Origin of the sequence: Pseudomonas sp. ATCC PTA-122608, from assembly GCF_001952855.1 — a bacterium.
Taxonomy (GTDB): Bacteria; Pseudomonadota; Gammaproteobacteria; order Pseudomonadales; family Pseudomonadaceae; genus Aquipseudomonas.
In genome coordinates, this window is record NZ_LPNO01000003.1 from 84,663 (window position 1) to 104,080 (window position 19,418).

Here is a 19,418-nt window from a genome sequence, read left to right on the forward strand (position 1 = left end):
CCTACACGCACAAGGAAGTTGCGAATGTCTGTGGCCATTCTGATTTATCCACGCCTCATCTCTCTTCTCGTACCCCGCTGCCCTGCCGCTGAACGACTGGCCACAACCCGGCTGACTTCCCGGTGAGTACTACACACCGCTGCTCATACGATCCAGATGTCGCGCACGACACAATATGTCGTGGGCATGTTCGACATTTACTTGTCTTGTTTTACATCTGAACCAGCGAGAGATATCCCCATGCATGAGTCCTTCTATCCGTCGCAGAAACGCTCGAAGCAGCCCACCTTGTTCCTGGCCATCGATATGTGGGGGATTGAAGGTGAGTACGCCGACGGAAACTGGCATGTCCTGCTTCACAAGTTCGCTCTGGACTGGAGCAAGAAACATCCAGACCAGGCAACGGCGACGTTATGGTCAAGCGTTCAACCCTGCAGCCTTTTCGCCAATGGATCGTCTTGCTACGTCTCCGGCAGCTCCAGGTTGCCCGATGCGTTTTATCAGCAACTAGAGAGTTTTCTACGCTCAGAGTTCGGTAACTGCGCCCGTATTGGTGGAGAAATCCAGGTCAATCCGGATGAGTGGCGGGTGTACTTGCACTTTGAGAACGGCGCAGTCTGGGAGAAATACAACGGCTATGAATGGAGGGAGCTCAAGTTGTGAAACGACTGCAGCCCCTCACCCACAACGATGCCCATAAACTATTTTGATATACGCAAGGATTCGTACTGATCATGTTGAAAACCCAAAGCACCTACCTCAACTATCTGAAATCCATTCTGCCGCTCATTGTAGAAACCTCGATTCAGCCCGATGAGGTGACGCGGCTGCAGAACGATATCGAACATACCGAACTGCTCGTCCCCGTCATTGGTGCGTTCAGCGCTGGCAAGAGCAGCTTGCTGAACGCTTTCCTTGGCGAAAACGTCCTGGGTATTGGCCTGACACCCGAAACCGAGTTGGCCACTGAGTTGCGTTACAGCAATGACCCGCATCTGCTGGCTATTCGCCTGGATGGCGGCAGTGAACGCCTGGACGTCAGCGCTATTGCCGGTATCAAGACTCGCGCCAAAGAATTCACCCACCTTCAGTTGTACCTGGATAACCCGCGACTCAAAGCCTCGCCCTCACTGGTGCTGGTTGACATGCCCGGGTTCGGCTCCTCATTGGCCAACCACAACAAAGCAATCGCGTACTACCTGCCCCGCGGCGTGCACTTCATCGTGGTGACCAGCGTGGAAGACGGCAACATCACTCAGTCGATGTTGCGTCAACTGGATGACCTGCAGACTTACGGGCGTGATTTCACCTTCCTGCTGAACAAGGTCAACCTGCGCTCGGACGAGCAAGTGCAAGAAGTCGCGGAACTGGTCGACGAGCAGATCCGGATTAACTTTGTCGACACGCGTCCCCTGGTCAAGGTAGGACTCGATGGTGATGCCCGGCTAGGCGAAGTGCTTGCACGCCTGCAACCCGAACAAATCGTTCGCCAGGTGTTTGAAGATCGATTGAAAGATCTGACCCATTCGCTGCTTAGCCAGATCAACCTTGCGCTGACCTCACTGAAAAAGAACCAGGCCGAAAATCAACATGCCCTGAGCGAGCTGGCCAATGGTATTCGACAGATTGAGCGCAAACGCGACGGCATTCTGGAAGACCTTCGCGACAAGCAGCTGGACCGCGCTGTAGATAGCTGCCTCAATGCTGTCGGCCGTGAACTTGATAATGCTCAGTCGGAATTGGTCAGCGCCGGCCTGGCGGGTAATCAGGACGCTTTCTCGCGGATCGTATCTGAAGTGGTTCGAAGCTCGATGACCCGTACTATCAAGGAGCAGATGGACATTCTCAGCCGCTCAGTCGTCACCGACTTTGCTCAAGCCGTGGGTGACCTAGGCAAAAGCATGGGCCAGTTCAGCAGTGATCCTAACTGGCTGGACCAGATCACCGACAGGATCAACCGCACCCTGCAAAAAACCGGAGAGACCCTGGGCCATTGGAGCAAATCGCTGGCCGACCGCAATACACACGAACTGGAAAGACTGAAAAAAGAAGGCGGCTGGAAGGAAGGAAACCCGCTACCCAGAGTGAGCTATCAAGGCCTGGCCACCGTGCTTGCAGTCACTACGTCGGTAGTCAATCCGCTGATCGAGTTGGCCATCATCTTTCTTCCCCAGATTCTGGCCTTCTTCAATGAGGGGCGCCAACGCGAGCAACTCCGGCAAAAAGTGATCAATGAAATCATTCCTTCGGTTAAACGGGAATTGCGGGATCGTCTGCCCGTTTTGCTCGCCGAACAGATGGAAGTGCTGGTGACACAAGTCAGCGCGGAGTTCGAGCGCGAAATCGGTGAAAAGCAGAAGCTCATTGATGAACTGGTCGCCAGTCGCAATCACGATGCCGAGGCCTCCGAGCATCAGATCGCGCTGCTGACCCGCGCCAGAGAACAACTGCAACAACTCGCCAAACAAGCCCTCTACGAGTCGCAGCAATGAACGCACAACACGTCCTGGATCTGAACCAACGTCTCCATCAATGGATGGAAAAGTACAACCCGGAGCTGGAAAAAGACATCGCTCAATGGCTGCGCAAGCATGCCATCGACCGCAGCGAATATCTGGAAAAAGCCTTCGCCAAGCTGGTCGAGGAAAATCGTCTGCTGCAGATCGGTGTCGTGGGGCGAGTCAAGGCCGGCAAATCCTCATTGCTCAATGCCCTTATTTTCGACGGTCACGCCATTCTCCCGCGGGCGGCCACTCCGATGACCGCGGCGCTGACCACCCTGACCTATGGCGATACATTCGGCGCTGAAGTCCAGTTCTACAGCGAGGATGACCGAAAGAACATCGAGCAAAACGCCCTGCGGTATGAGCAACGACTTCGCGAAGAAAAGTCTCGCGCCCACGAAACGCTGAGCCAGCGCCGTCAGCGCAGTGGCCGACACGTAGAAGACGAGCAGTTCCATGCTGACGTCGAGAAAACGGCCCGGCGAGCCCTGCAAGGGGAACATGCGCTGGCGGCTGCCCATGACCAGTGGCAGAGCATTCGCAGCTCCAATGTCGATTTCAGATCCCTCGACAGCCTGGGTCGCCTGCAGGCAACTGATGCTCAATCATTAGCCGACAAGTTGCTCGACTATGTCGGCGTCGGCGGCAACTACATGCCGTTGACCAAAAGCGTCGATATCTTCCTGCCGCTGGACTCGTTGCGTAACGTGCGCATCATTGACACCCCGGGCCTGAATGACCCCGTGCAATCCCGCGAAGAACGCACGACAGCCTTGCTCAAGAATTGCGATGTGGTCTTTATCGTCAGCCCTGCCGGCCAGTTTCTTAGTGAGCAGGACATCGAGATGATGAGCCGGATCACCCAGAAAGAGGGTGTCCAGGAACTGGTGTTGATCGCCAGCCAGGTCGATAACCAGCTGTATGGCAGCGACACGCGTCAACCCACACTTCAGGGATCGCTGGACAAGATCACCCAGACGCTCAGCGTACACATGGTCGATACCCTGCAACGCTTGAAGGTCCAGCATCCGGAGATCGGTGCGACTTTCGACAACTTAATTGATAAAGGCGCCGGCAAGGTCCTGCATACCTCAGGCATGTGCCACAGCCTCTCGGTACGTTTTGGCCAACAGAACGAATGGGACAGTGGCGAGCAGAAGGCGTGGGAAAACCTTAAAGCAAATTACCCTGACTTCTTTACGCCAGAGCATGCCGAACGCTGCCGAGGCAATCTGGACCTGCTAGCCAACACCGAAGCGTTGCGGGCGGTGCTGGACAGCGTGCGTGCGCAGAAGGACCGCATTATCGAAGATCGACACGAGGAGCTCATTCGCGCCAAGTCCTCGGCACTGGAAGCGTTCCGGGCCGACTTGCTGAACTTTACCCAGGCCAAGTATCAGGAAGTCCGCAATGCCGATATTGAAGACCTGAAGGCTCAGCGGCGCAAGCTGGACAGTCTGATGGTAGTGGGCACCTACGAGCTCGATAGCGTATTGAACAATTGCGCAAAAGAGTTTTGCGAGGATCTGAAAAAGGACCTCACAAAGGAACTTGAGTCTGCCTATCGCTCCACGCTTAAGGAAGTCGGTGCATCAGCTACTGAAGAGGAGAAATCCAGAGAGGTGGTGCGCGACAGCATCGTGGCAAAATTTGCCAACTGGGGTTGGGGGGGCGGCACGGAAACTCACCACTACACCGTATTCAAGTTGTACTGGCGCCAGGTCTGCAACGAGCTGGAGGAGTTTGCCGAAGGTCTGACAGGCAACCTGAAGAGCACAAGCGATGCCCTGACCAAAAAGTTTCGCGATAACCTGGTCAAGGAGTCGACTTCAGTCGCCAGGCGTCACCTTGGTGATGATCTGGACACGGCGTTGATCATCCGAACCAACCAGGGTCTGGCTGCCCGCCTCAAGCTCCCTGTCTTTGAACTCAGCAGCCAGGAACTCAGCAAACTCAAAGGCACTGGCAGTTACCTGTTGGACGATGAGGCACGAGATTTCCTGCACAAAGCCCGGCATCTTCTGGACGACCTCAAGGGACAGGCCAAAAAACAAATCCGTCATTTGATGGATGACGTGACTGAAAAGCTTCCAGACTCCTACGGCAGCGCATTTTTCCAAGATATGCAGGCGCGGATGGAACAGCTGGAAGAACAGGTCGAAAATGCTCTTCTGACCCTGGACCGCCTGCAACGCATGGCCAAGGAACTGGAGGCGGCATGAAGACTGAATTGTTTCCGCCGGCGCTGATGACCCAACTGGACAAACTCGGCCAGTTGTTCATCCGGCGTCGCAAGCTGCTGCGTGACGGTGTGGTCGAAACACTCCAGGCTGCGGATGATCAGTACGATGCGTTGACCCGACAATATCAGGGCACAGTGGCGCGTTTTGAGGCGCTGACCGCCGACCATAGGCAACTGACCGAGCGCCAGGCCAGCACCGCCGCCGAGCTGACCGACACCCGGCAAGCCTTGCAGGGGGTGCAGCAGTCGCTGGAGCAGGCCAATACTGAGCATATGCATGCTCAGCAGACAGCGCGGCTACGCTTCGACACCTTGTCGACGCGTCATGCGCAACTGGTGCAGGAACGTAACAGCATTGAAGACGCTCGCCAGGTCCTCGAACAAAACATCGAGCAAGCGCGCCTTGAACTGCAAGCCGGTGCCGAAGCGCTCAAGACGGCGGATGAGCGTCACGAGGCACTGACCCAAGAGCACCAGAACACCCTGGAACGCCTTGAAACACTGACAGCGGAACATGGACAACTGACCGAGCGTCAGGCCAACACCGCTGCCGAGCTGACCAACACCCGGCAGACACTCGAAGGTATGCAGCAGTCGCTAGAAGATGCCATTGACCAGCATCAGCGCGACCAGGAACAGGCCCGCGAACGCTTCGACAACCTGTCGATGCAACATGCCCGACTCGAACAGGAACGCAACACCATAGAGTCGCAACGCCAGGCTCTTGAGCAGACGCTGGAACAGATGCGCCTGGAACTGCAGGTCAGCCTCAAGGCGCACGAAACACTGCAGCAGCGCCATGAAGAGGAACAACAACAGCACGCTCAGTTGGCGGACGAGTTTCAGGCGTTGAATCAACGCCACGGGGACACCTGGACGCGCTTCCAGCTCATCTCCCGGCTGCTCGCCGCTCGCCCACGGGAAAGTGCTAGCCTGGCCCGTTTCAGAGAGTTGCTGGCGAACGATTACATGGTGTTCGCAGACAATGAATCGTCCCTGGCTGCTGAAGCCAAGGCCCTCACGATGTTGCAGTCGATCCAGCAGGAACTGGCCTTACTCGTAGGCTTTCCAGACGTTCATGAGCGCACCATCGTCGGCATTGTCGGTGGCTTCAGCAGCGGCAAGTCCGAGTTCATCAACAGTTTTATCCGTGATCCAGAAGTACGCCTGGCAGTCGGCATGCAGCCAGTTACCGCGATCCCTAGCTACGTGCTGGCGACTGACGAGCGGATGATTCGCGGGTACTCGGCAAACGGCGGCCATATCAACCTGGATGTGGACTTCTACAAAAGCATTTCCCATGCCTTCATCAACTCATTCAGCTTCGACTTGAAGAGCTTGATGCCATTCATGTGTGTGGGTGTTCAGATGGACCCTGAATACTTCCGCGACATTTGCTTCATCGATACCCCCGGCTATAACCCACCGGCGACGGCAGCCGAACACAGCCAGGGTGACAAACGCACCGCCATCCAGTTTGCGCAGCAGTCCGACGCGATCATCTGGCTGATCGGCCTGGATTCCAACGGCACGGTGCCTGACTCAGACCTGGATTTTATCCAGCAGATCGGCGTCGAGCAGCGGCCGGTGTATATCGTTTTGACCAAGGCCGACCTCAAGTCCGAAGACGACATCGAGTACGTCATGGATGAGGTCCAGGACATCCTGCAATCGGAGGGAATTTCGGTTGTCGGGATCAGCGCATACAGCTCTACCCTGCGCAACGAAGTGGCTTATCGCGACGTACCGCTGCTGGAGTTTTTTTCCCAGATCAACCAGCAGGGTGATGCACGGCAGCATCTGGATGGGCGTCTGCGGGAGGTTTTCTCGATGTATGACGAAGCCATCAAGGCGGATATCGCCACGATACGCGCGCAAAAAACAGCCATTAACGGACTTCGGCTCGACAGCCTGGAAATTGGTGGCAAGGACGTCTACGAGCGAATGCTCGGCCCCATCGATAAGCTCGACAGCAAGCTGGACATCGCGCCTCTGGAGCGCTGGCTCAAGGAGTCACGACGACTGTTCGAGGCCTTCAGCGATGCGGTTCGGCTGACCGCAGAAATACCTGAAACAGAGGTGTGAAGCCGGTTTGGCGAAAACTGCCCCAACGCCCCTACTAATCACACACCTCGTCAAAACCAAAAAATCGTGGAGAGCAAACCATGTCAGGCAGCGCATTTGAAAAGGATTACTCAGACGACTCGTTCTGGGACAAAGTAAAAAACTATGCGAAATCCGCCGGCGAGGCAGCACTGGAACCGGCGTTGAAGATGTACTACGCCGCAACCGACTCAGATACCCCGACCTGGGCAAAAACCACCATCTATGGTGCGCTCGGCTATTTTATCTCTCCGATCGACGTCATACCCGACATCACGCCAATCGTGGGCTATTCCGACGACATCGGTGTTTTGTGCGCAGCGTTGGCAGCGACCGCTACCCATATCAAAGCCGAACACGTGGCTAAGGCGAAGGAAACATTGAATCAGTGGTTTTCCTGATATGAGTGGAAGCCTTACTTCGGTCCCGTTTGGAAGTAAGGCTTCACTATGAACAGATACAACCATCAGCGTCATGGCATGGCCCTGAACCATGCCCCCCCACTCCTCCTGTAGAGTCAGCCCCATGGATTACCAAACCCTCAAGGCGCGTCACCGACTTGAACGCGACAACCATCACGTTAACCTGACATTGCGTGTACACCGATCCTTGAGCTGGTTGCAACGCGCCGAACAAGCTGACGATCCGGACGGTCGCTTCGTGTTCCTATGGATTGCCTTCAACGCCGCTTACGCAACTGACATCGACGAGAACTATCGGCTATCCGAACAGGAAACCTTCCGCGCCTTTCTGCGCAAGCTTTGCGATCTGGATCGCGAACGGCAGATAGAGAAACTGGTCTGGTCCGAGTTTTCGGGAAGCATCCGCGTGCTGCTGGATAACCCGTACGTTTTCCAGAGCTTCTGGGATCATCAGAACGGCAAGATCACCGAGCAACAATGGAGCGAGCGTTTCGCCGACGGCCGACGCAGAGCGCAGTCTGCCCTGGCACAACGCGATACCGCCGATGTACTTGCGGTGCTTTTCAATCGCATCTACACCCTGCGCAATCAAATCATGCATGGCGGTGCGACCTGGGATAGCAGTATCAACCGACCACAATTGCGCGATTGCGGCAAACTGCTCGGCAAGCTGGTGCCATTGATTATCCATCTGATGCTGGAAAATCCCGATACGCTCTGGGGTGACGCCTGCTATCCAGTCGTGCAGTCCTGAGTGTCAGGGTTAATCAATCCCTGCCACTGGCTGCCTTGCGCCAAACATCGTTCTCTCGCTCCATCTGCTTGTACTTCTGGTAAAGATCAAAGCTCTTTTTGAGTACCACGACCAAACCCACGGTTGCCAGTACGTTCTTTAGCATTGCCCATCTCTCTGGTCCATTTTGTGGATTTCAGATTAAGACTCAGGCACGACAGATTGTGTCGAGCCTGGATCATCACTGGCCACAATTACCACGACACATTTTGACCACCCCTCGCCCCATCCTGTCGCCTCCACAGCATCAGGACATTCAGCATGGGAACCCGCCTCACCCCCTTCGCCCACGACAGCCGCCGCGCTTGCGACACTTGTGCACTCTCGCTGAAGTGGAGTTTCCAACTGCTGCTGGACCTGGGGGGGCATCGGAATTTAATCAGTCGACATGGGTTCAACGATGATGATCTGGCCCGTGGGCTAGGCCTGGCTAAATGGGTAGACCGAGACGAGTACAGCCCGCTGCAGGCCTTATCGGCCCTGCGTCGAGCCGCTCGCGCTTTCGAGGCAAGCCATCCGGATACCCCCTACCCGGATCGCCTGGGGAGCAATCTTGAAGCATTGGGGACTTTATTGGGGCTGGGAGAGTCAGAGTTGCGGGTACTGGGGTTCTGCGTACTGATTCATATCGACCCGGTGCTCAGTGATGCTACCGATCAGTTGGGCATGGTGGGATTCAATCGCGCCATGAAAGTGCTGGCGGTATTGTTGGGCCTGGAGCTCCCCGAGGTCGAGGCTTGCCTGGCGAGTAACAGCCCCCTGATCCGGGCAGGCTTGCTGGAGGTGGGGAGCAATTCCCGCGCCTCTACAGCGCTGAGCTCGATGTTATCGGTGAGCAATCAGGAGCTTCCTGGACTGCTGCGATTCAGCAAGGGCACATCGCTGGAGTTGTTTGCTTATGCCTTCCGTCTGAGTCCGCCAGGCAGCCTGAGCCTGGAGCACTACCGACACATCAAGCAGCCACTGAACATCGCTGAACGCTACCTGGCCAAAGCCTTGGCACAGGGCCGTCAAGGCGTAAACATTCTGCTTTATGGCCCACCAGGCACCGGCAAGACTCAGCTCAGTCGACTGCTCGCAAAGAGCCTGAACAGCGCGCTTTATGAAGTGGCCTGCACGGACAGCGATGGCGACCCCGTGCAGGCAAAACAGCGCCTGTGTTCCCTGCGTGCAGCCAATAGCGTACTGCGCTCGCAGCGGGCCCTGCTCGTACTGGATGAGATTGAGGACATCTTTCAAACCTCCAGCACCGACACTCATAGCCGCTCGCAGAAGGGTTGGATCAATCGCATGCTGGAGGAGAATGCGCTGCCGTGTTTCTGGTTGAGCAATAGCATTGAGGCTATCGACGCGGCACATATACGTCGCTTCGATCTAGTGATCGAGATCCCCAACCCGCCCTTGGCGCAGCGCAAACAGATGCTGCGTGAGTGTGGCGGGGGCAAGTTGAGTGATCAGTTGATCGAGCACCTCAGTGCCCATGAACAAGTAACACCGGCGGTGCTGGAGCGAGCCGTGCGAGTAGGCCGCAGCGTAGGAAACCGCGCGAGCAAGACGCTGGATACGACGATCCGTTGCATCGTCGACGGAACGTTGAAAGCACAGGGTCTCGAGAAGCTGCAACATGACGGCGGTAGCAGCTTGCCCACCTTCTACTCTCCGCAATGGATCAACGCAGACCATGCTCTTGACGGCCTGGTTGACGGACTACGTGTCCATCCCCAGGCACGCCTGTGCTTCTACGGTCCGCCAGGCACCGGTAAAACTGCCTTTGGCCAATGGCTGGCGCAAGAGCTGGGCAAGCCGTTGATGGTCAAGCGCGTCTCCGACCTGGTTTCACCCTATGTCGGAATGACGGAGCAGAATCTGGCGGGCGCCTTCGAGCGCGCACAACAGGAAGACGCAGTGCTGCTGCTCGATGAGGTTGACAGTTTTTTGCAGGACCGGCGCAAGGCGCGGCAGAGCTGGGAAGTGACCGCGGTCAATGAAATGCTCACGCAAATGGAGAGCTATCAAGGGCTGTTCATTGCCTCGACAAACCTGATCCGAGACCTGGACGAGGCTTCCTTGCGGCGCTTCGATCTGAAGGTACATTTCGGCTACCTGGCCACCGCCCAGGCCCAGGCGTTATTTGCCGCACACTTGAAAGCGCTGGCCTTGAAAGACCCGCAGCACAGCGCAGCTAATCGCTTGCGAGGTGAGGCGCATCTGACCCCGGGTGACTTTGCGGCAGTGGCGCGCCGAGGGCGTTTCAAGCCATTCGCCAGTGCCGACGAGCTGGCGGAGGCGTTGCTGGCCGAGTGCCGGCTCAAATCCGCCGGGCAGCAGCGCCCAATCGGTTTCATACATTAACCAGACTAAAGGTTGCCGGGTTGTCGCCGATAGGCAGACAACCCGGAAAATTCGCTAGCCACAGGCCAGCTTCAACACTACAAGGATGATTTCTCTTGCCATCAGCCAAGACCCATACCGCGTTGAGTCGTCAATGGGAGTTGCTGCAACAGCTTCCCAAACGCGCCCCTGGTATCACAGTGAGTGAGTTGCTGACCCGCCTGACGAGCGCAGGCTACTCCATCAGCCGCCGCAGCATCGAGCGCGACCTGCGTGACCTGTCCCTGGTGTTTCCGTTGCAGTGCAACGATGGAGGAACGCCCTTCGGTTGGTATTGGAAACCGGGCGTGAGCGTCGAGTTGCAGGGCATCACCTTGACTGAAGCCGTAAGTCTGGCGCTGGTCGAAGATGCCGTGCGCCCGCTACTTCCGGGCAGCATGTTGAGCGTGCTGGAACCGCGCTTTGAGCATGCCCGGCAAAAACTCAAAGGCCTCGAAGACGGCAACCCCGCCGCCCGCTGGCCCGACAAAGTTGCGAGCGTTCGGCCGGATTTCAATCTTCGAGCTCCGGAAATCCAGGCAGAAACGTTGGAGGCACTGCAGCACGCCCTGATCAGCGAGCAGCAAGTTCATTGTCAGTATTACTCGGCACACACCGACAAACTCAGCGAACTGACTCTCAACCCCCTCGCGATTGTCCAGCGTGGGCTGATCACCTATCTCATCGCCACCGCTGCGCCCTATACCGATGTCCGTCAGTTCGCGGTGCATCGCTTTCGCGCGGTAACGGTACTCGACACGCCGTGCCAAGGGCTGGATACGTTCGAACTGCAAACCTACCTGGCCACCGACGCCTTGCAGTTTGGCAAACCGGAGAAAATCCGGCTCAAGGCCTGGGTGAGCGAACACCAGGCAAGGATGATTCGTGAAACGCCCTTGAGCACGGACATGGTGCTGGAGGTGCTGACGGATGGTTTTCAGGTGCAGGCGACCGTCAACAATACCTGGCAGCTGCACTGGTGGATTTTGTCTTTGGGTGATTCGTTGGTCGTGCGGGAACCGCCGGAGTTGCGCCAACAGATGGGAGACACACTGCGGCGGGCGGCTGCAGCGTATGAGCATGAGGAAGGCAAGGCGAGCCTGGTGTAACTCGCCAGGAGGGCTCCAGCCTGGCGGATCAATGCACTTTGCCGACTCTAGCGAAGCGGTCGCGCCAGCCTGGCCTTGAAAATTTCCAGACGCGTAGCCGGCCGGACATCCAATGCAGTGTGTCGGCATGAGGGGCAATTGGAAAACCAGTCGATCCCCTCACGCAGCGCATCGCTGGGCGGCACCGTTGTTTTTTTCCAGTGGCATTGGGGGCAGGTGAAAGTGAAGGGATGGGGCGGCCAAGGCATGGAGATAACCCGTCAGTCGTAGAAAAATAAAATCGTCGACGCTACACGGCGTCAGGCCGAATCACCGGCGCGTTTGTCCAATTCCTGTTTCATCTCGTTGTATTCACGGAAGAACTCGTAGCCTTTTTTTACAACGACGATGACGCCAATAATTGCGAACAGATTTTTCATGCTGCGGTCCCTTATGGTTGCCTGACTCAAGCGGTTCGGTTCGGTGTAAACCATTCGTCCTGCTGATGAGGCGAGCATGAGGGCGAAGGGCGACAAGACGTGTCGTGACCGGATGACTCATCGGCGCTTTGCTGAAGACTGCACCCTGCGCGGACTACTCCAGCAAGAGCCCATTGACCAATCGATAAGCCTCAGGCAACGCCAGCTTTCCGCCTTCCACCGCCTCGATCAGCCGTAGCGCCTTATCGGCACTGATGACATCTTTCTCGATCACCTCACGAAGTGACGAAATAAAACCGGACTTGTCCAACAGCGTGACCGCCCCCATGCGCTCCTTGGCCTCCATCTCGGCCAACCGCTCCTGGTAGACCAACAACAATTCCTGCTTGCGCCCCTCTGACATCGCACCGCCGCGAATCCAGCGCGAGACGCCGTAGGCCAGAACACCACCGGCCGCCGCAACGCCGAGAGCCCAGCCTAGTGGCGTCGCCGCCACGGCAGTAACACCGACCCAACCGGCGGCCGTCGTGAGGACCGGAATACTGGTCGCACCCGCGATACCCGCCACAGTGCCAGCTGCGGCGGCACCGAGGCCGATACCGAGCGTGCTGATGCCCACCTCCCCCAGAATGCGAACACGGTCTTGGGGGGCTCGTTCAAGCTCATCGATGACCTTGAGCAGCTGCTTTTTGCTGACCTTCGGTGGCCGACTCATGATGTTTTCGCCGAAGAAAATTCAGCCATGATGATCTGGAGCGTCTCAATGAACAGATCAAAGTACGTCCGGGCCATTTCGATCAGGTTCTGCGGAAGCTCCTCCAGGCTCACCCCTCTGCCGTTCCGGTCCGGATGCTTATCGCGTTGATGACCGGTGGCCGCGATCGTCACGCCAAGCAGTGCCCCCAATGGCGCCAATATCGAACCGAGCAACGGAATCGCAGCGACCAGCGAAGCGATAGCAGCACCCAAAACGGTGCCAATGGCCAGATTCTTATGCGCCGTAATGAAGTCGCGCAACTTCATTACGATCAGCTTGCCGATGGAAACAACCTTGTTACCGATGCGCTGAGTCACGTTGAGCAGCTCTTTGACTCGGACGGCGATTTCGGGCGACAGTCCGCATTCGCGCAACCAGATATAAAGATCGCTGCTGGCCATGGAATCACTTTCGGCTTGCATGAGTGCAAGCTCCAACTCGGCTTGGGCCTTTGTAATTATTGTTGTCATTGCGCTTCCTTTTTGAGCGTTACGTAAGTTTCAGTTCAGTGGCAAAGGAGTTGCGGCCCTAGGAAGCTCTACTGATTCTGAATCTGTGCAGCCCCTTGCAAAGGGTTTTAACACCGCTTGCAATCCGTTGTGTTCAACGCTCAGCACCGCGACGCCAACCCCATTGGCTTTCTGGTACGTCATCGTCTCCAACAAGGGAGCACCTCCTGCACGAGGCACCAGCAATATCGATAAATCCGGCTTGCGGCCCTTCCAGCGCAAGCAGTCCCGGTACAAATGCGCAGACACCATGCCCTCCAGCACCCACTTGCGCTCAACCCGGTACTTGGCGTCCATCACAAGGAACGAGCTCCCCGCCGGGCTTTCCACGGTGACAACAATGTCGGGGTAACGCGCCCCGGAAATGCTGGAAAATCCGTGACTAGCTCGCTGGTCGAACGCTGGACAGTGTACCTGCAGCCAGACATCGACCTGTGTATCGATACCTCGCCCGGTACAACGTATGTAGTCCAGACTCGTGCCGGGCCAACGATCACGCCACTGCAGGTCGGGATAGATCGACTTCATCATGGCCACCACCTGGAGGTAGCACCAACGCTCGTATATCTCCCATGTCGGGCTGATCCATAAGCGCTCTCCCTCGCTACTGCCGTCAATACCAGGACGCAGCACGTACCATCCATGACGATAGGCCCGAGCGTAAGCAGGATGAGCGGAAACCGCGTTGAGCCCGGCAGCGGAAATTCGAGGCTGGCGCAGAGAGCAGAACGGCTCCCTGCGTTGAATTCTACGAAGGTCACTTTGCAAGCCTTCGAGGAACTCGATCCGCCGTCCAAGCCGAGGAGTCAACGCGGAGCGAGCCCCCGTATCGCCCTCCCCATCAATGATCTTTTGCAAGGCGGCAATGACGTAACGGCTGCGTCGCAGGATTTCGCCAAGGACAACAGCCAACGCCTGATTGGCCGGATTATCGAGGTCCTCGAACACAGTGGGCACATCAAAGTGCAACACCTCACCGCTGGTATTGGCCTGTTCGAGGTTATAGAGCAACGCCGTCGCCGCAGGGTCTTGCAAGGCGCGTCGCAGGGTCTGGCGATCAATACGACGCAATTGATGCGCTGGCCGTAATGTTCGCTCTCGGTGCAGCCGTGTCAGCGGCTTGCGCAAGACTTCGATAAACGCTGACAACAACGCCGGGCCATAACGTTTCAGTCGGGCATATTGCAGGTGCGGGTTGCTGGTCAGACCTTCACGACCCACCTCCAAACGGGCGTATTCGTTGCCCATCAGCAAACGTATATCGAAGGCAAGGAGCTCGTCGAACATCGCGGCAAACGAAGTCTCGCCGAGCTTGTTTTGATCCGGAGCCACATCAAAGTGGTAGCTCGCTAAAACCTTGCCGTCAGTATCAATCAACTCAGCGACGACTTTGCCCGCATAAAAACCCGGCTCCCATCGCCATGCATCAAATGCCTCATGGCGCGAGCTCTCCAACGGTTCATCATCAACAAACAAGCGGGACTCGGGGACAATCTCGAAATAATAAGTGCCGCGCTCCATGAACCCCGAAGCCAAGGCTTCGGGGCTGACGTTAAACATGCTGCCTTGTTTGTCAACGCATCGGATAATCGCCATGTTTCAGCGCCAGAACCGGGCGGAACCCAAAGAACGCAAATCATCCAGCAACTCGCCGACTTTGGTTGCCGATTCCTCCAGCTTCATATCCCGCAACAAGGTACGGCTGTCTGCGAATGCAGCCTGAACCCGAGGTGTGTCTTCACCGCGCAGTTTGGGCAGGACTTTGGCGTAGATGGCTTGATCCAGTGCCGCATCAAAATCAATCACACCGCCGCGTCCGGCCTGCTCGATGTAACCAATGACATCGTGGATGGTGCGCCAACCGAAATGCAGGCGTGCCGGGCGCAAGGCCTTGACCAGCCCCTTGAGCGTGTCACGGACTTTGGTAATTTTTGCCTCAGGCAAAGCACTGGTTTTCCAGCCGGGGAACGCTTCAACGTCGATCTCCCAGAACTCAATCACTGCCGCCCGGTCGAGCACCTTGTCGCTCAGGCCGTGTGTCGTTTCATCCATATTCACGGTACCAATGATCACCAGGTTACTCGGGTACGTGATGGTCGCCGGCACGCCGCTGATGTCATTATCCTGAGCATGGAGCTCAATGTGGCCACCTGTCTCCATGGCCGAAAGCAGCGGTGCCAGATATTGCTCCGGGTGCGACAGGTTCATTTCGTCCAGCACAACCGTATATGGACGTTCGGAGTCGGCACTGGCCCTAAGCAGGAAATCGATGAATGCAGTGCGTACGTAGCTCTCGCTATTCAATGGATTGACGTAACCCAGCAGGCAAGAGGGATCATGCCAGCCAGGCTGGACAGGGACTGTAAGCAGTCCCTCTGATGGCTGGCTTTGCCCCTCGTGCAACGCCAGCGCATAACCCCGAGCCAGTACCGTTTTACCGGCGCCACTGAGCCCGGTAAGGACAGCAAAATGGCGGCGCGGATGACTCCAGAGTCCTGCATCAAGACGAGCCACCAGGCTGATCGGAAAGGCGATATCTTCGGGAAAACTACGCTGGATGGTTTCCAGCGAGGGACGCTCAAACGGCACAGCGTCGCCACTGGATGGCACCAGGCTGGTTGAAACAGCCACAGGGTCTGGAGTAAGTGATTGGGGTTCCCAGTGGATTTGCGCTGCCCAGGCCTCACCGAGCTCGGTCAGGTGCTGCAGTTTGTCTGCACGGGTTTCGACCAATTGCAGGGCACGCAGCCAAAAGGTCAAACTGGTCAATGCCCGATCGCTGGTCCACCCGGTGTTTACCTTTCTCAACGCTTCATTCAACGCACTGACGGACATTGGAGCGCTGTGCAATGCATAGAGCATGTGATCAAACCCAAGAACGCGGGTCAGCAGCCAGTCCGATACTTCATCAGGCTCGCCAGTCTCCAGCAGTCCCTCACCTCGCGGCGTCAGATAGATCTCGTCGCCTAGAGCACGCAGAACACCCCATTCGGCAATGAGTGAGTTGAGTTGCGTTCGGATACTCGACGTCGCGTGACTTGGGTTGATCGAGCGCATGTGCTCCACCAGGTCTTCTCGTTTGCACCCTTCTTTGGCGAACTCAATGATCGCCCTGATGGTCGCGATACCACCACCAATGGCGAGCATGCCTCGGCGGCGACGCTCAGCAGGTAATGGATTCAAGCGCTCCTGGCCTGTTGTGGGGTCAGCGATCTCCGTGGCTTCGGCTTCCTGCTCCTGTACGAATTTCCTGTAGAGCAGCCAAGGCAGAGTCATGCGCTCCAGCGACGGAGTTGACAGTCCTTTTTCCCGCTTACCCAAAACATCGTCCAGACGCTCAAGCACACGCTGATGCAGAGAAAGCTCACGCTCTGCGCTTCCCACACCTATCAACGACGCCAAAGTACGCAATTTCGGATAGTGCGCAAGCGTGGTCAGTTCAGTTGGGCACAGCGCGGCGAACAGACGATATTTTTTAAGCCGAGGGTTGCGCCGTACAAGGGGTGGGGCCACTAGTTGGTTCAACTCGCGCCAGCCTTCCTTGAGCACTTGATCATGAAGGTGAGCATCACCCGTTTTAAGCGATGCCCGAATACTCCAAAGGCATTTGGCGACGAGAGGGTCGGCGATTACCTCGGACACCTTGACCGTTCCCATGCCCGTTTTAGTGATGACCTCACTTTCCCATAGCTGCTCCTGAAACGCGGGGCTGCAAAACTCGTCTTGATCGGCGTCCTGAACCTTGCGCAGGAACTCCGACAGCTTTTTCAACCAGTTTTGATACCACGACAACTCACGATGCTGAGCCAACACTGCTTCACAGGCTGCCTTGAGATTTGCGTCATCCTTCAGATCTACCGCCACAAGCCATGCCCCTTATTGTCCTGTTGGGCGACCGCGCCCAATATCGTCTTTGCTATATATTTGCATGCGGAGTTACACCAACCCCAGGAGAATCCAGCCTGTGACACGGGCTCCTGACCCATCATCATTCGGGCAAACGATTAACACGAGCGACTAGCCACTGAATACGTGCTCACGATGCCAAGCCAAGTAGTTCAAATGACGGTCATGAAGGCTCCGCAACCGGCATTGCGGGTTAATACCAAGTGCCAGTTGCAGTTCAGCTGTCAAGGTTTGCGCAATAATAATATCGCCCTCGTCGGTGAAGCTGATCAGCCCCTGGTCAAAGGCTTGATCCAGGTTGGGCACCAGAAGCAGTCCGTTAAAGGGATCGAGGCGCTCCGGATGCGTCGCGTCACGCCAAGGCTTGATGTGAGAAGCACGCAACATGGAAGCGAGCGCTATACCGCTGACGGCGCAACCTTGCCAATGCTTGAGCAGAGCTTGGCGATAAACGCCTTGTCCTACTCGCGCTCGAATAATGGCTTCGCGCTCGGTACTCTCAATTTGCTGCCCAAATGATGATTGCTCGAATATCTCAATCAGGCTGAATTCATCTTCCAATCGTTGCTCGATGGCCGTCGATTCGCCGGTAAGCACTGCGAACAGGCTGCGCAAGTCTTCATCATCCGCACAATTGACCGCGATACCGGTATTGCTAGTTGAATCCAGCGCGAGCGGAAATACTTCCAGGCTGGTGCTTTTATAGGTCTCATTGGGAGCGCCCTGCGTCAATGCCTTGATTTGCTCCCAATGCACTGATTTGCGATATGCCGGGTGCAAAACCAATGGTTGGAGTCCGACAGCGCCGATAGCTTTATGCTTGACGAATAGCGGGTACTCAAGCGCAGGGTGCTCATAGCCTCTAGCGTAGGCCTTTTCTTTGTACTTCAAGCTGCAACCATGGCCTTCCAGAAGCCTGCAAATTTCCAGCGAATCGAGCATGCGCCCTCCTGATGTTAATACCGTATCGGCGCCAATCACGAGAACCTCGAATCAAGGCCCTCGTGCCTCACACTTAAGGCAACAAAGCCTGCAGAATCTCCACCTTGCGCTGCAACTGCTCCACATGAGCCTTCTCCGCCCGAAGCGCCGATTTCAACTCGCGATTCTCTTCGGCGTGCCAGCTCAGCCGCTGCTGGCGCTCCTTCGTGGTCGCATGCCAATGCTCGAGCAATCTCCAGGCTTTGTTTGTCTGCAGATACTGCACCAAAAGCATCAGCAGGATCATCAACAGCATCAGCATCGCTACCGACGCCGTCCAATCCCAACCATCCATAAACATGTCCCTCATGTCGTCAACTCCAAACTTGCCAGAGTCACGATATGTAGTGTTAAACGACACGTCTAGAATGTAGACTTATACAGGTAAAGTATTCACTCACATGGAGGCGACATGAAACGCAAGCAAACCATCGAGCAGGTCCGTTGGGACCTCGCCCTTCGCTACCGACTGATCGAAACCGTCGCGTGGTGGGAAGGCCGGCTGACTACGGTGCACTTGACGCAGAGCTTCGGCATTAGCCGTCAGCAAGCATCCAAGGACATCAATACCTATATCACCGAGCATGCGCCTAAAAACCTTACATATGATCGACAGATCAAGGGTTACGTGCCGAGCAAACAGTTCAAGCCACTGTTCATCGATGACAGCGCCAGCGCCTACCTACACCTGCTTTACCAGAACAATGCTCGGGCGCCACACGTTGAGGGGCTGGCGTTAGCCTACGCCCACACCAAAGTACTGGAGGTGCCTGATCGCTCGATCAAGGCCGAGATACTGCGCCCACTGCTCAAGGCTTGCCGGGAGCATCTACGCCTGGACATCGACTACGTTTCGCTCAACAGTCCCGAACCTGAAGGGCGAACCATTGCACCACATACGCTGGTTTACACAGGCATGCGCTGGCATGTGCGCGCCTACTGCGAAAAAAACCGCGAGTACCGGGACTTTGTACTGAGCCGACTGCGTGGGGTTCCTGAACTGATGGACGGCGAGACCGAGAATGGCCTCTCGGACGACGACCAGTGGAATAGCGAAGTCAAAGTCATCATCAAACCCGATGAGCGTCTGACGGTGATGCAAAAAGCGATAATCCAGGAGGATTTCGGGATGGTCGATGGGCGACTGCAGATTCCCTGTCGCCAGGCGTTGGTCAAGTATGTGTTGCAGCGCTATCAGATTGATCCAAAGAACATGGACCCGAAACCAGAGGCGCAACAGATCGTGGTGGAGAACCTGAAGGAGTTGAAACCCTGGCTGTATGACTGATACCGGTCCCTTTCG

At 56.4% G+C, this 19,418-nt stretch carries 16 protein-coding genes; 9 read left to right on the top strand and 7 right to left on the bottom strand.

All coding sequences use genetic code 11. From position 1 onward, the window contains the following. The first annotated feature begins 240 nt into the window (after positions 1-240). The 6 genes from AU074_RS05000 to AU074_RS05025 all read left to right on the top strand — a co-directional run bounded on the left by AU074_RS05000 (position 241) and on the right by AU074_RS05025 (position 8,025). Positions 241-663: a hypothetical protein gene (locus AU074_RS05000; RefSeq protein ID WP_076013770.1), complete on the top strand. Its 423-nt coding sequence runs from the start codon at positions 241-243 to the stop codon at positions 661-663. A gap of 71 nt (positions 664-734) precedes the next feature. After that, complete coding sequence (locus AU074_RS05005) at positions 735-2,492, top strand: dynamin family protein (protein ID WP_076013771.1); 1,758 nt, start codon at positions 735-737, stop codon at positions 2,490-2,492. Next, the gene (locus tag AU074_RS05010; protein ID WP_076013772.1) at positions 2,489-4,726 is read left to right on the top strand and encodes a dynamin family protein; all 2,238 of its coding nucleotides are present in this window, start codon (positions 2,489-2,491) and stop codon (positions 4,724-4,726) included. The genes AU074_RS05005 and AU074_RS05010 overlap by 4 nt, the downstream gene beginning before the upstream one ends. Then, complete coding sequence (locus tag AU074_RS05015) at positions 4,723-6,831, top strand: dynamin family protein (protein WP_076013773.1); 2,109 nt, start codon at positions 4,723-4,725, stop codon at positions 6,829-6,831. Before AU074_RS05010 ends, AU074_RS05015 begins: the two co-directional genes overlap by 4 nt. Before the next feature lie 80 nt (positions 6,832-6,911). Further along, positions 6,912-7,250 (top strand): YkvA family protein, encoded by a 339-nt coding sequence (locus tag AU074_RS05020; protein WP_076013774.1) that lies wholly within the window; start codon positions 6,912-6,914, stop codon positions 7,248-7,250. Positions 7,251-7,374: 124 nt separating this feature from the next. Beyond that, a complete protein-coding gene (locus tag AU074_RS05025; RefSeq protein WP_054920560.1) occupies positions 7,375-8,025 on the top strand; it encodes a HEPN domain-containing protein in 651 nt (216 codons plus the stop codon). A 13-nt stretch (positions 8,026-8,038) separates the two neighbouring features. Here the strand turns inward: AU074_RS05025 and AU074_RS34380 are convergent, their stop codons facing one another. Then, on the bottom strand, positions 8,039-8,170 hold the full coding sequence (locus AU074_RS34380) for a hypothetical protein (protein WP_256576845.1): 132 nt from the start codon (positions 8,168-8,170) through the stop codon (positions 8,039-8,041). A gap of 155 nt (positions 8,171-8,325) precedes the next feature. Here AU074_RS34380 and AU074_RS05030 point away from each other — a divergent pair, with 155 nt between their 5' ends. Together AU074_RS05030 and AU074_RS05035 are read left to right on the top strand one after the other, a co-directional pair. After that, entirely contained in the window at positions 8,326-10,416 is a 2,091-nt protein-coding gene (locus AU074_RS05030) for an AAA family ATPase (RefSeq protein WP_076013775.1), read from the top strand. A 95-nt stretch (positions 10,417-10,511) separates the two neighbouring features. Beyond that, on the top strand, positions 10,512-11,543 hold the full coding sequence (locus AU074_RS05035; RefSeq protein ID WP_076013776.1) for a YafY family protein: 1,032 nt from the start codon (positions 10,512-10,514) through the stop codon (positions 11,541-11,543). 573 nt (positions 11,544-12,116) lie between these two features. On the opposite strand, the gene AU074_RS05045 is transcribed toward AU074_RS05035, so the two are convergent. The 6 genes from AU074_RS05045 to AU074_RS05070 form a co-directional block, all read right to left on the bottom strand. Next, positions 12,117-12,677, bottom strand: a complete 561-nt coding sequence (locus AU074_RS05045; RefSeq protein ID WP_076013778.1) for a hypothetical protein — start codon at positions 12,675-12,677, stop codon at positions 12,117-12,119. Further along, positions 12,674-13,189, bottom strand: coding sequence for a hypothetical protein (locus AU074_RS05050; RefSeq protein WP_076013779.1), 516 nt, complete (start codon positions 13,187-13,189; stop codon positions 12,674-12,676). Before AU074_RS05050 ends, AU074_RS05045 begins: the two co-directional genes overlap by 4 nt. A gap of 30 nt (positions 13,190-13,219) precedes the next feature. Beyond that, a complete protein-coding gene (locus AU074_RS05055; protein WP_076013780.1) occupies positions 13,220-14,824 on the bottom strand; it encodes a nuclease domain-containing protein in 1,605 nt (534 codons plus the stop codon). 3 nt (positions 14,825-14,827) lie between these two features. After that, the gene (locus tag AU074_RS05060) at positions 14,828-17,092 is read right to left on the bottom strand and encodes an McrB family protein (protein WP_076013781.1); all 2,265 of its coding nucleotides are present in this window, start codon (positions 17,090-17,092) and stop codon (positions 14,828-14,830) included. Positions 17,093-17,245: 153 nt separating this feature from the next. After that, positions 17,246-18,076, bottom strand: a complete 831-nt coding sequence (locus AU074_RS05065) for an HNH endonuclease (RefSeq protein WP_076013782.1) — start codon at positions 18,074-18,076, stop codon at positions 17,246-17,248. A 73-nt stretch (positions 18,077-18,149) separates the two neighbouring features. Further along, positions 18,150-18,410 carry a hypothetical protein gene (locus AU074_RS05070; RefSeq protein ID WP_026067334.1) on the bottom strand — a complete coding sequence of 87 codons (261 nt, stop codon included), beginning with the start codon at positions 18,408-18,410 and terminating at the stop codon, positions 18,150-18,152. 117 nt (positions 18,411-18,527) lie between these two features. On the opposite strand from AU074_RS05070, the gene AU074_RS05075 reads away from it, so the two are divergent. Next, complete coding sequence (locus tag AU074_RS05075; protein WP_076013783.1) at positions 18,528-19,403, top strand: YafY family protein; 876 nt, start codon at positions 18,528-18,530, stop codon at positions 19,401-19,403. Positions 19,404-19,418: the final 15 nt, after the last annotated feature.